Origin of the sequence: Halobacillus litoralis, from assembly GCF_004101865.1 — a bacterium.
In the GTDB taxonomy this organism is placed as follows: Bacteria; Bacillota; Bacilli; order Bacillales; family Halobacillaceae; genus Halobacillus; species Halobacillus litoralis_A.
The window spans coordinates 877596-890522 of the sequence record NZ_CP026118.1 but is presented as its reverse complement, the minus strand read 5'-3'; the positions used below and the strand labels follow the sequence as shown (position 1 = coordinate 890522).

Annotated in this window: 12 protein-coding genes and 1 riboswitch; of the genes, 6 read left to right on the top strand and 6 right to left on the bottom strand. The window is 41.7% G+C overall.

What is annotated here, in order from left to right:
• Positions 1–272 precede the first annotated feature (272 nt).
• Complete coding sequence (locus tag HLI_RS04435; RefSeq protein WP_128523388.1) at positions 273–569, bottom strand: hypothetical protein; 297 nt, start codon at positions 567–569, stop codon at positions 273–275.
• 151 nt (positions 570–720) lie between these two features.
• Here HLI_RS04435 and HLI_RS04430 point away from each other — a divergent pair, with 151 nt between their 5' ends.
• Positions 721–1668 carry a glycerophosphodiester phosphodiesterase family protein gene (locus HLI_RS04430; protein WP_128526814.1) on the top strand — a complete coding sequence of 316 codons (948 nt, stop codon included), beginning with the start codon at positions 721–723 and terminating at the stop codon, positions 1666–1668.
• Between the two features lie 180 nt (positions 1669–1848).
• A riboswitch (purine riboswitch) is annotated at positions 1849–1952 on the top strand.
• A gap of 206 nt (positions 1953–2158) precedes the next feature.
• Positions 2159–3049 (top strand): 5'-methylthioadenosine/S-adenosylhomocysteine nucleosidase, encoded by an 891-nt coding sequence (locus tag HLI_RS04425; RefSeq protein ID WP_128523386.1) that lies wholly within the window; start codon positions 2159–2161, stop codon positions 3047–3049.
• Between the two features lie 61 nt (positions 3050–3110).
• On the opposite strand, the gene HLI_RS22110 is transcribed toward HLI_RS04425, so the two are convergent.
• Positions 3111–3245, bottom strand: coding sequence for a hypothetical protein (locus HLI_RS22110; RefSeq protein WP_277750306.1), 135 nt, complete (start codon positions 3243–3245; stop codon positions 3111–3113).
• Between the two features lie 604 nt (positions 3246–3849).
• On the opposite strand from HLI_RS22110, the gene HLI_RS04420 reads away from it, so the two are divergent.
• Positions 3850–5223, top strand: a complete 1374-nt coding sequence (locus tag HLI_RS04420) for a hypothetical protein (RefSeq protein WP_128523384.1) — start codon at positions 3850–3852, stop codon at positions 5221–5223.
• A 250-nt stretch (positions 5224–5473) separates the two neighbouring features.
• Positions 5474–6583: an endonuclease gene (locus HLI_RS04415; protein WP_128523383.1), complete on the top strand. Its 1110-nt coding sequence runs from the start codon at positions 5474–5476 to the stop codon at positions 6581–6583.
• A gap of 176 nt (positions 6584–6759) precedes the next feature.
• Here HLI_RS04415 and HLI_RS04410 read toward each other — a convergent pair whose 3' ends face one another.
• From HLI_RS04410 to gndA, 4 genes are all read right to left on the bottom strand, one after another.
• Positions 6760–7710, bottom strand: a complete 951-nt coding sequence (locus tag HLI_RS04410) for a sugar kinase (protein ID WP_128523381.1) — start codon at positions 7708–7710, stop codon at positions 6760–6762.
• A gap of 18 nt (positions 7711–7728) precedes the next feature.
• Positions 7729–8439, bottom strand: coding sequence for a ribose 5-phosphate isomerase A (gene rpiA / locus HLI_RS04405; protein WP_128523379.1), 711 nt, complete (start codon positions 8437–8439; stop codon positions 7729–7731).
• A gap of 34 nt (positions 8440–8473) precedes the next feature.
• Positions 8474–9448, bottom strand: a complete 975-nt coding sequence (locus HLI_RS04400) for a C-terminal binding protein (protein ID WP_128523377.1) — start codon at positions 9446–9448, stop codon at positions 8474–8476.
• 246 nt (positions 9449–9694) lie between these two features.
• Positions 9695–11113: an NADP-dependent phosphogluconate dehydrogenase gene (gndA, locus tag HLI_RS04395; protein ID WP_128523376.1), complete on the bottom strand. Its 1419-nt coding sequence runs from the start codon at positions 11111–11113 to the stop codon at positions 9695–9697.
• A 502-nt stretch (positions 11114–11615) separates the two neighbouring features.
• Between gndA and HLI_RS04390 the strand changes: the two genes are divergently transcribed.
• Complete coding sequence (locus HLI_RS04390; protein ID WP_128523374.1) at positions 11616–11855, top strand: hypothetical protein; 240 nt, start codon at positions 11616–11618, stop codon at positions 11853–11855.
• A 171-nt stretch (positions 11856–12026) separates the two neighbouring features.
• A complete protein-coding gene (locus HLI_RS04385) occupies positions 12027–12851 on the top strand; it encodes a DUF4037 domain-containing protein (protein WP_128523372.1) in 825 nt (274 codons plus the stop codon).
• Positions 12852–12927 lie beyond the last annotated feature (76 nt).

Here is a 12927-nt window from a genome sequence, read left to right as displayed (position 1 = left end):
ATCGTCCAACTCGGCTTCTTTATTTGATGCCTGACTCAAAAGTTGCAGTTCTTCAGTGGCCTCCCTTTTCTGAAGGTATGCGGCCATTTTTGAGGACGTTCTGACTCTGTCCTTATTGTTTATTATTAAAGTAATCCAGGAAAGCATGGAAAATTTCTGACCCTTGATATGAAAAAAGAGAAAGGGCAGTCAGAGAAAACATGCCGATCATAATCATTCGAAACCATAACATTATTGGTATCCTCCTTTGAATTAAATGATTGGATATTCAATCAAAGGTCTGCAATCACGAAATTGGATTGGAAGAAAACAGGAGTGAGAAATATCAGGTTTCGCTTAATCAGCAAAGACGTGTATAAGAACATCAGAATGACAAGTGGCGCGATGATATAGGTTTGAACCTGTGTCAGTGTGAAGCTGGTGTCTTTAAGGTCATCCTGTGGTGTTGAATTGTCCAGAATGATCATTTCCTGGGCATCTGTCTTATCGAAAGGCCCTAAGTCGGCTTTGAAGAAAAGAGGTGAGGAAACCATCATTAAGATGAGCATGAAACTATTGAACTTGCGCATCACCAATCTCCTCCTCTTAAACTAATAGTTTAATTGTACAAGAAATTTTCATTATATGAAACCTTGAACTCTAGGAAAAGGAGGGAATGAGTTGTCAAAAGAGCAGAAGACAGTGGGTAGATCAAAGAAAAGATGGAAGAAAGTTATTAAGATGACCGGTATCATCGCTTTTGTACTTATCTTATTCATGTATTTGAACAATACATCCCTTTTTGCGAAAAATGAAGGAAAAGATCCAACCTTGCTGGCCCACCGGGGCATGGCGCAGACATTTCCGATGGAAGGTATAAAGAGCAACACCTGTACAGCGGAAAGAATTCATGAACCTGAGCATTCTTACCTGGAAAACACCATTCCATCGATGGAAGCTGCATTTGAGGCGGGGGCAGATATTGTCGAGTTTGATGTTCAGCCAACGAAAGATGGGCAGTTCGCCATTTTTCATGATTGGACACTGGATTGCCGGACAGATGGCAGTGGTGTGACACGGGAGCATACGATGGAGGAATTGAAACAACTGGATATCGGATATGGCTATACAGCTGATAATGGAAAAACATTTCCTTTTCGTGGGGAAGGTGTTGGTTTGATGCCTTCACTTGAGGAGGTGTTACGTACTTTTCCTGATGAAGAATTTCTGATTCATATTAAAAGCGATGACCCAGCGGAAGGTAAGAGGCTTGCAAAGAAACTGGCCGCACTTCCAAAGAAGCGGTTAGAGCTTTTATCGGTGTATGGCGGCGATCAACCGATAAAACAATTGCAAACACTATTACCGAATTTGCGTGTGATGTCGATTGAAACAATGAAAAGCTGTTTGCTGCCTTATATTGCGACAGGGTGGACGGGCCATGTTCCAGAAGCATGTCACAATACCCAAATTCATCTTCCTGAAGGGTACGCGAAGTGGATGTGGGGCTGGCCGGGGAAATTCGTGAACCGCTTCAATGATGTGAATACACGAGTGATTTTAGTAGCAGGGGATGGACAGTGGTCAGAAGGCTTCGATCGTAAGGAAGACGTAAAGCGAATCGATCAATCCTATCATGGTGGAATATGGACGAATCGGATTGATAAGATCACACCAATATTTGAGTAAGAAGAGATTGGCGCTTGTTCGACACAATTTCCTTATTCACCTCCTTTTGTAATAGAGATTTCCATATAGGAGTGATTTCCCAATACTTTACCATCTAAATACGAACAATCAAAAAAATAATTCAATAATAATTCGTTTTTTATTTGAAGTGACACCGTGTTTTTGATATAGTAACACAGTAAACAAATTAAATGAATTTCTCGTATATCCTCAGTAATAAGGTCTGAGTGTCTCTACCTGGTTCCCATTGAAAGAACTAGACTACGAGTTGGAGCATACCAGCTGACAAGCTTTTTTGACTGCAGCTGCATTCAGTATGGGTTTTATGTGCAATGTTTCAACTCCTAAGGTCTGGAAGGTAGATATCATTCTGCTTTTCAGGCCTTTTTCTTTTGGCTTTATAAGGAGGTCATATACATCAAGGAGGGTAGCAGGAAGCAACAAAGGGAAAGTGTCCACACGAACAACATACACAAAGGAGATGTCATTCATGAAAAGCATCAGATCACTAAAAGTAGCAACAGCAGCCTTAATTACAGTCCTTTTATTATCTTTACTTTCCGGCTGCACTTCCACAACTCAGGGAGAAGGCGGAGCTGAGGAAGCAGACAAAGCAACAGAACAAAAACCGATCATCGTGCAAGGTCCGATGCCGATTGAAGCCGAAAATTTCGCTGAAAAGTTGAACAATGTGGAAGAAGAAAAATCGGGTACCTTTGTTTTTTATAAAGGAACGGTTGATGATTATCCTGTCATCGTAACGAAGACCGGAAAAGGGATGGAAAACACTGCAGCAGCCACAGCGGTGGCTATTGAAAAATATGATCCTGCAGCTATCATCAATCAAGGAACCTCTGGTGGACACGATCCCGAATTGCACGTATTTGATATCGTCTTAGGGGAAAAAACGACTAATATCGGATCATTAAAAACAGCCCATAAAGAGGACGGAGAAGGAATCGAGCCGAGAGATTGGATCCCAATGGATTTAATGGCTTCAGAAGGAAGTGCTGGAGAGGACCCGGACGCTGAAAACATTCGCTACTTCGAAGGCGATGAAACTTTACTGGAAGCAGCTGATGCTGTGAAAGATACCCATGAAAAAGGGAAAGTTGTCGAGGGGACCATCGGATCCGCTGATGTTTGGAACAATGAAGTCGACCGGATTCAATGGTTCCATGAAAAATACGGGACTTCTGTAGAAGAGATGGAAGGAGCAGCGGCAGCTCAAATCGCCAAGGCTTATGAAACTCCATATCTCGGCATACGTATTTTATCTAATAATAAAGTGAATGGCGGGGAATATAACCCGAACACGGCAGAAGCGAATCAAGATTATGTTTATGAAGTTGTAAAAGAATACATTTCTACTATACAGTAGGAAATGGACAGCCTGACCACATCTTCTTGGTCAGGTTTTTCTTTTAAGGTTTATGCTTTGTTCAAGTATGTTGTTGCTTCTCACGAATCGCTTGTCGGTGGATGCTTGCCGCGGGCACGGCCTCAGCTAACTTGGTCAAGAAGAGCACTTGACCAAGCGGATCTTCAGCTCGCGCTGTTCCCGCAGGCGTCACCACCGAACGCTCCTCGTGGAATCAACAGTGGCCCATCTGAAAAGAGTGTTTTTCTTTAATTTATAAAAGAAAATCGCTATCATCCGTCTTTTCCAGAAGGAGTGCTGCGCAAGCAATCCCCGCACCCCTTGCTGATATGTTCTTCTCGAAATTCGTTCAGAAAAATGCTGGCATATTTGAGTGAGACTCAAACATCTTAAGTTAATTACAGGGTTTCCTCCATGAATGCTCCCCTTGAGATGTAGTTTCGAGAGTCTTCCGAAACATATGGCAGGAAAGCGAGCCGTTTCCCAGCCGACCATAACCTCATACAAAGCCTCGAAATTGAGTCTTACCCAATCGGGAGCTTATATCAAAAAAACAACATCGAATTTTAACAGTGACAGGGGAGAAAGAGTGATCAATTTGGTGGAGAGGAATGCTCTTCCTATCTCAATGAACATTCTGCCCGGTAAATACAGCGTTGAATCTACACAAAATTCTTGAAATATATGGCTTTTGCAGATAGGATAATACCATTGGACGAACAACAATAGAAATAGACGGACTTATCTATCTGGCAAAAGATTCGATATCTTCCGTTCGCTTATGGAATAGGAGGATGCCCATGCGAAACTTTCGATTTGCTGAGCACTTATACATATTTTACTCGTTTGTCTTCATATTGAACGTCATTCATGTTTTCTGGTCGAATTCCATTCTTTATTCGGTCATCGGTTGTCTTGGAATTGTCATGATTGTCATGAACTTTCCTAGAGCTGATCGTGTTTTTAAAATTCTTGGAATCGTTCTCTTATCAGCAGGATCGTTTTTCTTTATCTCAAGCGATGTAACGATTGCAGAGGTCCCGACGTTCTTTGCTGGTAATATTGGAATGCTGTTTCTTTTGTCGATGCTGCCCTGGATGAACAGCGTTGTGAAAGCAGGGCGGTATAACAAGCTGCTTCACTCCCTGCTTGGTGGTAATAAGAAAGGTATGGAAGGCCTTTATATCCGTAGTGAAGCAACCATGATTTCACTGGCAGCTTTTCTTAACCTATCTTCTGCAACGATATCTCAAGACTTATTGAAAGATCAATTGAAAAATGTGAAAACGAAGGTGAGGAACAGCTTCATCACAATGGCGACACTGCGAGGCTATTCGCTTGCTTTGCTTTGGAGCCCTTTGGAAATCCTCCTTGCGACTTCGATCTTTATTACTGGGGCCAATTATTTAGAAGTCCTGCCGTGGATGTTTTTAGTTGCTATCCTTGGGTTCGCGATGGACGCAAGTATCGGGAGAATGCTTTTCCGTAAATACAATTTGGAAGAAGAGAAAACGGATGAAACGAAACCAGCACAAAGTAAAAGGAGATTGGTTTCATTCATCACAGCCCTTGTCCTATTTTTGTTAGTCGTTGTATTTTTAGGAAATGTCATGAATTTCAATTTCCTCTTTTCCGTGACTATTGCCATTTTCCCTTTTGCATTTACTTGGTCAATCCTTTTGAAACGGCGAAGAAGCTTTCTGAAAATCGGTTGGCCGACTTGGAAAAAGCAGACCAACAATTTAAGTAACTTCATCGTCTTATTGTTGGCATTATCGTTTCTGACAGAAACGCTGAATGCATCGCCCTATTTGAAATTTTTGCAAGACCCCCTAGTGGCATTGGAAGGGAACCCTATCCTGATCATGCTCTTCATACAAGCAGCATTTTTGGTGATGACCCTGATAGGTGTGCACCCATTGGCGACGATGGGAATTTTCGGAGGGGTCAGCGAACTACTGATGGGGGCTCTGCCTTCAGTAACGTTGACGATTCTTTTAGCAAGTTGCGCAATTGCCACAATTCCATCAGCTCCATATGGTTTGGTTGTGACCCTGACCTCCGTTTCCTTGAGGATGAACCCATATCAAATCGTTTTGAAAAACCTGCCTCACAGTATCTTGCTGGGGTTCCTGGGAGTGCTTGTGTCGTTGCTGACTTTACTCGTTTATTAATCTGCTGTCCATCAAAGCTCAGAGTGTAAAAACTCTGAGCTTTTTTAATGTGAAAATTTCGCCAGGGGGAAATTGAATTTACTGTTCTTGTTCATAGAGTGGAGAGAATGGACGAGGACCTTGGCATGAGCAATTATTAAATTATTTTTTGATTGTAAATTTTGTTCATTTCAGGAGGGAACTATGAAAATTCATCGAAAGTCTAAAGTGAAGGTATGTATGCTGTATTCATAAAAGGGGGCATTTATTAATGAAGAAAATGATAGTATTGATGGTTAGCTTCATTTTCATCGTGACCATCCCTGTCCAGGGAGCTACCGGGCTTTCTGTCCAAGACGCGATGAACGAGCCGAACGGTACTGATGTCACGCTCGAAGGTTACATTGTCGGTGTTCCGACAGCCGTCGATCATGTGCAGCAAAGTGATTTTACGAGTAACTATGCTCTGGCCCTGGCAGATGATCAAGAGGAAACACAGATCGACGATATGATTTTCGTGAAGCTGGATTCTGAGTATAGAAGTGAATATGGACTTGCGGACAACCCGGACAATAAGGGGGAGCTCGTTCAAGTTGATGGGACAAGAAATCCGTATTTCAGTCATGAGGGAGTCGAGAATGTCAGCTCGATGACATGGGAGGATGATGGTGCCAGTGATTGCGGAGACGGAGATGCATCGACTGACGGTTACTATGATAGTGCTGACGGACTTTCTGGGGGTGAACTAAAACAAACCCTCCATAACCTGATTGACGACCATACGGAATTATCCTACAGCCAGGTGTGGGACGCCTTAAGGAATACCGATGAAGATCCAGGCAACTCCAACAATGTCATTCTCCTGTATTCCGGGAACTCTCTTTCGAAATATGAAAACGGCGGGTATGTAGATGAATGGAACAGGGAACATGTCTGGGCGAAATCGCACGGAGATTTCGGGACTTCGCGTGGGCCGGGGACCGATATACATCATCTTCGACCAACAGATGTTTCGGTAAACTCAGCACGCGGAAACTTGGATTTTGATGATGGAGGAGCTCCGTTTTCTGAAGCACCAGGGACGTATTATGACTCAGATTCCTGGGAACCACGCGACGATGTTAAAGGGGACGTTGCACGCATGGTGTTTTACATGGCGGTTCGCTATGAAGGAGATTCCGGTGAACTTGATTTGGAAGTGGCTGATTACGCAGGAACAAACGGACCGAACTTAGGGAAGTTAGATACATTAAAAGAATGGCACGAAAACGACCCTGTGGATGCTTTTGAACGGAACCGTAATGACATCATATTCAACGATTATCAAGGCAACCGTAACCCTTTCATAGATCATCCAGAATATGTGGAACAAATTTGGTGACAAAATGTGCGTAGGAAAATAAGGAAAGAGGATGGGATAAAAGAATTTTTCCACTAGAAAACCCGAACAAAAAAATCGTTCGGGTTTTCTTAATGAAGTAATAAATGTATATTCTACTCTATTGTTCTTCTTTTCCCCTTAAGCATGAACAGAGGGGAGGTGACTAGTATATGAAATTAGCGATCAACGTGTTCCCTTTCACCTAAATCTATTAATACATCTTCCAAGAAAGGAAGTCCTTCATTATCACCTTGCACACCTACTACTTTGGACCCGATCATGTTCGCGAAACCCAGGGTTCTCTCTAGCGTCCACCCATTGATAATTCCATAAAGAATGCCAGCATTAAAGCCGTCGCCTGCTCCAATGGTATCTACGACCTCTCGAGGCGGAATCGGGGGAGATTCGACAGTTCTTCCGTTATGGTATCCAGTAGAACCTTCTGCGCCTTTTTTGATAGCAATATAGGAGATCCCAAGCTCTGTGGATTTGGCCACGATTTCCTTTGTATCCTTGGTCCCCAGAATGATCTCCAGCTCCTCGTCACCGGCAAGTAATAGATCTACATCTGGTAAAAGCTCGGACAAATACTTACGGGCATCTTCTTTTGACCATAATTTCAATCGGATATTCGGATCGAAAGAGATTTGAACATCATGCTTCTTAGCTAAAGCTATGGCTTTTTTAATGATGGGTAAATTATGATTCACATCGACACCAGGCAGTAAGCCGGTGATATGCAATATTTTGGAGTTTTTGATATAAGATTCATTTAAATCATCTGGAGTCATAGACAGGAAAGGGGAAGGTGTCCGGTAATAAGTGGTGTTGATTCGATCCCCCCGGAATTCTTTGAAGTTCAGGGAAGTAGGGTAATTCTCTGTAAATGTAACTTCTGATACATCAACGCCTTCGCCTCGAGCGAAATTGTGGATGAAATGGCCGAATTCATCTTTACCCAATGAACTGATCCAGCCTGATTTAAGGCCTAACCGTGCGCAGCCAATAGCTGTATTAAGTTCAGCACCACCGACTTTTTTTACAAAGGATTGGACAAATCTCATCGGTCCTTGGGTGGTGGGATTGAAGGAAACCATAGCGTCTCCAATGGTGATCACGTCCCGCATTTATAGACCTCCTTTATTTTAAGGTTTCTCTAAGTATTGAATCTGGTTGTCCATTCCTAGAATCACTCGATCAGTTAAATCTATAAACAAGCCGGTTTCCACGACACCCACCAATTGAATCAGTTGCTTGTGAAGGACAGCTGGTTCAGGGATCCCTTCGAATTGACAGTCCAATATATAATTTCCATTATCGGAGATGAAAGGCTGGCTATTTTTCTTTCTCAATTGAATTTTCCCGCCCAGATTGGAAATTCTCTTTGCGGTCACTTCCCAGCCAAAGGGAAGGACTTCGATAGGGAGAGGCGTTTTACCCAACTGGGTTACACGCTTTGTGGTATCAGCGATGATGATCACCTGTCGTGCGGAGGCGTTGACGATTTTTTCCCGGACAAGAGAGCCGCCTCCACCTTTTATCAGGTGGAGGTTGGCATCTATTTCATCTGCCCCATCAATCGCGAGATCCAGTTCTTGTACGTCATGATAGTGAGTCAAAGGGATGCCGAGTTCTTCAGCCCATCGTTCAGTCCGTTTCGAGGACGGGATCCCTCTTATGTTTAAACCCTGATTCACTTTTTCACTGAGCTTCTTCAGGGCCCAATAAACGGTGGATCCAGAACCCAAACCGAGAGTCATTCCATCCTCGATATATTCGACAACTTTTTCCCCGGCAGCTTTTTTACCCCGATCACTAGCTGTAGTCAACTGTTCATAATCATTTTGTTCGGACATTAAACTCACCTAACTTTCAATAGATACAAGTGGATCATGCACGGATGGCGTCTTTATTTACGAGATACGGAGGAACCTTTCCTGATAATACATCAGCTACATTTTGAGCCGTTTTCTGCTTTAGTTCCAACTCGGATTCTTCTGAATAGTAAGCGGAATGAGGGTTGAGGATCACATTTGGCATCTCCAATAAAGGATTGTCTTCGGAAATCGGTTCCGTTTCTAAAACATCCAGGCCGGCACCAGCGATTTCATTCGCTTGAAGAGCACGGATTAATGCGGATTCGTCGATGACACCGCCGCGGGAAGTGTTAATGATATAGGCGTTTTTCTTCATCCATTTAAATTGATCGTCACTGATCATACCCTGTGTGTGCTTATTAAGAGGAGGGTGGACGGATAGGTAATCGGCTTCCTTGCACAATGTTTCAAGATCTACTAGTTTTACCCCTGTATTTTCAGCGGTTTCTGTTGAAACAAAAGGATCGTAGGCAAGGACTTCTAAACCAAAAGCTTTAGCTTTCATCGCAAGTGTCTGTGGAATGTTTCCTAATCCGACTAACCCAAGTTTCTGGCCGTTTAAACGATAGATCGGTTTGGCTATTTTGGAGTCCCATGTTCCATTTTTGACGGATTCATTCAACTGGACGATTTTCCTTGCGCAGGCCATGAGCAGGGCAAAGGCATGGTTGGAAACTTCGTCAAGGCAATAATCGGTCACATTACTGACCATAATTCCTTTTTCGGTAGCTGCTTGTACATCAATGGTGTCGAATCCGACGCCGTATCTAGCGATAACTTTACATTTGTCTAAACGCTCAATTACATTTTTTGTTATTGGAGCATATTGACAAATGATACCGTCTACTCCTTGAGCCGCTTCTATGACATCTTCCTCTGTACGACACTGGGCGGAAATCATTTCGGCATCAGCCGTTTCCAGAACCTTTTTTTCAGGCTCTAGAGTGCTGTATGTATAATCAGCGACCAATACTTTGAATTTACTCATTGTCATCTCTCCTTATTAAGTGGGAACTTTCAAGTATACATAACTTTGGAAAAAATCGTCGTTATTAGAAAAGAGGGCATCGAGTCTCTCTTCTACGTAGATCGGCTAAGCCTCTTTTCATGATCTCAAAGCGAGTTCACAGAAAAGGGACTTAGCCTTTATTCTACAGCAGTCATCAGTTGAAACGACTTCATATTAACTATATTAACATTTTGGAGAACAAGCACATAAGGATGGCAACTTATCCTATTGCTGCCATTCGGTGTGGAAGCTGCCTTCTTTGTCCAAACGCTGGTACGTGTGTGCACCAAAATAATCACGTTGAGCTTGTAATAGGTTGGCAGGAAGTTTCTCGCTCCGGTAACTGTCATAATAAGCTAAAGCACTGGAAAGAGCAGGAACAGGTATGCCGTTAGAGATTGCAAGAGATACTACTTTGCGAAGAGAAGCATGATAGTTATTTGCAATGTCTTTAAAGTATGGGTCTAACAATAGATTGTTAAGGTCTTTCTTTTGATCGTAGGCTTCTTTGATTTTTTGTAAAAATTGAGCACGGATGATACAGCCACCACGGAAAATCATTGCAATATTTCCACGGTTCAGATTCCATTCATATTCATTTGAAGCGATTCCCATCTGGGCGAACCCTTGCGCATATGAACAAATCTTACTGAAGTATAAAGCCTTGCGCAGCTCCTCGACAATTTCTTCTTTTGGTAATTCATCGGAAGATTGTTGTGGCCCAGAGAGGGACTTGCTTGCTTCAACACGCTCTTCTTTCAATGCAGAAATGAATCGCGCATAAACGGATTCTGTGATGATGGATTGAGGTACACCCAATTCAAGTGCGCTTTGGCTCACCCATTTTCCAGTCCCTTTTTGACCAGCAGTGTCCAGGATGTTGTCTAATAAAAGAGTTCCTTTATTGACATCGTCTTCTTTTTTGAAAATATCAGCGGTGATTTCAATCAGATAACTATCCAATTCCCCTTGGTTCCAATTAGAAAATACATCGTGAAGTTCTTCGCCGTTCATCTTCAATACATTTTTCATGATGAAATAAATTTCCGAGATCAGCTGCATATCTCCATATTCAATACCATTATGCACCATCTTGACATAATGCCCGGAACCGTCTGGACCCGTATAAGTGGCACAAGGCTTATCATCTACCTTGGCAGATATCGCGTTTAATAGAGGTTCGACATGCTCATAAGCTTGTTTGGAACCTCCGGCCATAATGGAAGGACCGTTCAATGCGCCTTCCTCACCACCAGAAATACCTGACCCGATGAATTCGATACCAGCTTCTTTCATTCTTTCATAGCGCGCAATGGACTCTTTGTAGAACGTATTACCTCCATCAATTACAATATCCCCTTTATCTAAATGGGGAAGAAGGGAATCAATCGTAGCATCGGTTGGTTTCCCCGCTTTAACCATAAGCAGGATCGTCCTAGGCTTCTCCAAGGAAGCTACAAAGTCACCAATGTCCTTATGGCCTAGAAAGTTTTTCCCTTTCGCTTCGTTTTCCAAAAATGTTTGTGTTTTTTCATAAGTACGATTGAAAACGGATACAAAATACCCATTATTCTCAATGTTTCGGGCAAGGTTTTTCCCCATTACGGTCAAACCTACAACGCCCACATTTGCTGTGGATGGCATATGCATAAACTCCTTTATAAATGAAAGATTTTTATATTTCTTCTTATAGGCAAGTATACATGAAAAAAATTTCTTGTAAATATACTGGAAGAGAAAAATATTTTCATAAGTTGGCTGGATGTCTGGTCTCTTGCACATATAATTCTTATGAAAATGATGCAAAACTTAAAACTATAAGTCTTTATCAAGTTACAAGCGCCCACCTGATAGCAGGAATAGAAGTGCCGAATTCACATTTTGTTATTTTAGTTGACCTGGCTTCTGGATCTCCCCATTAGATGGAGAAAATGATAGGCTCGTACTTTCATGACAACGGTAAAGGCGAGGGGAAATATATGGAAGCAAATCCTCCAAATATGGATGATTTGAAACTTTTATAGGGGACTGACGTAGATATTATTGAGTTAATATAAAAAACGCTTCTGATTAGGTAATGTTTTTCCCATTTACCAAATCTCCCATGATTATTGTTAAGATTATACAAAAGGAAGGGGAAGATTATTTGCTTGGTAAATTATCATTTGGAATTTTCATTCTAAGCATGATTTTTTTCCTGTTATCAATGTTTCAAGGTTTATCAGGATATTTCACATTTTCTATCGTGACCATTGGAGTGATTTCAGGAATCATTGGTGGATTGAAGAAGGACCCTCTTAGCAAAACGGGGTTATGGACAAATGCGATTTTCCTTGTATTTCTTATTTTGTTATTATACATACCTTTAATGTTATTCGGTGGTTAAGTTGAAAAAAGTGAGAGCGAACAGGCTTATGGTGCATTTTATATTAACAAGGAACATTCATTTCAATCAGTGGATGATTACTTATGGCTCGGGCAAAAGACGGGGAGCTTTTTAATAAGCAGATGTCTTTTCCTGGAATGAAACCATTAAACGTAAAAGCTGGAGGTCAAAATGGATTTATTAGCCCAATCAATAGATATGGCAGCAGTATATAAGGAAAACCCGAAAATAGAAGCTATTATTCTTGCTGGGTCAGTATCTAAAAACCTGCAAGATGAACATTCAGATATCGAGTTACATATTTTATGGTCAAGCCCTCCGACAGAGGATGAGCGCCAGTATCCCATTGAGCAAATAGAGGGCACAATTCTATCGTATCATCCTTATGAAGATGAAGAGTGGTCGGAGGCCTACTTGAATCAGGCAGGCATTAAGTTTGAGATCAGCAGCTTTTTGTCTGAAACAGTAGAACGCTTCATTTCCGATGTGGTGGATAAAAAAGAAACAGACTATGACAAACAATGTATTTTAGCATCCATTCACGATGGGGTATGCCTCTTCGGAGAAGAAAAAATTACTGAATTAAAAAATAGGGTTGCAACATACCCGTTAGAACTTTCTATTCGTATGATTTCTGAAAATCTCTGGTTGGGTAATCGATGGAATAACCGCGAAGCCCTATTAAAACGTCAGGACTGGTTAATGCTCTACGATGTCATATGCGGGGTACAAAAGAAATTGTTTGGTGTTTTGTTCGGTCTTAACCGTATGTATATCCATCACCCTCTATTTAAATGGATGGGAAATAATATTCAACAAATGGAGATTAAACCAGAAAATTTACATAATCGAATGAGCGATATTTTGATAGGGGACCCAAAAAGAGGTGTAAGAGAGTTAGAGGGATTAATTGATGAGGTTATAGGATTGTTTAGGGAATACCATCCTGAATTGGACATTAGTGAACAAAAGAAAAATATTGGCTACGTTAAATGATATGCATGAAAATACCTGCCTTGCAGCCGCACTTTTTACCTTATATTATCATTTGAATATAAAACACATGTGTATG

Bases quoted from the DNA above. Each gene is read 5' to 3' on its own strand.
- HLI_RS04435 (WP_128523388.1), bottom strand. From the start codon at position 569: ATGCGCAAGTTCAATAGTTTCATGCTCATCTTAATGATGGTTTCCTCA.
- HLI_RS04430 (WP_128526814.1), top strand. From the start codon at position 721: ATGACCGGTATCATCGCTTTTGTACTTATCTTATTCATGTATTTGAAC.
- HLI_RS04425 (WP_128523386.1), top strand. From the start codon at position 2,159: ATGAAAAGCATCAGATCACTAAAAGTAGCAACAGCAGCCTTAATTACA.
- HLI_RS04420 (WP_128523384.1), top strand. From the start codon at position 3,850: ATGCGAAACTTTCGATTTGCTGAGCACTTATACATATTTTACTCGTTT.
- HLI_RS04415 (WP_128523383.1), top strand. From the start codon at position 5,474: ATGAAGAAAATGATAGTATTGATGGTTAGCTTCATTTTCATCGTGACC.
- HLI_RS04410 (WP_128523381.1), bottom strand. From the start codon at position 7,710: ATGCGGGACGTGATCACCATTGGAGACGCTATGGTTTCCTTCAATCCC.
- rpiA (WP_128523379.1), bottom strand. From the start codon at position 8,439: ATGTCCGAACAAAATGATTATGAACAGTTGACTACAGCTAGTGATCGG.
- HLI_RS04400 (WP_128523377.1), bottom strand. From the start codon at position 9,448: ATGAGTAAATTCAAAGTATTGGTCGCTGATTATACATACAGCACTCTA.
- gndA (WP_128523376.1), bottom strand. From the start codon at position 11,113: ATGCCATCCACAGCAAATGTGGGCGTTGTAGGTTTGACCGTAATGGGG.
- HLI_RS04385 (WP_128523372.1), top strand. From the start codon at position 12,027: ATGGATTTATTAGCCCAATCAATAGATATGGCAGCAGTATATAAGGAA.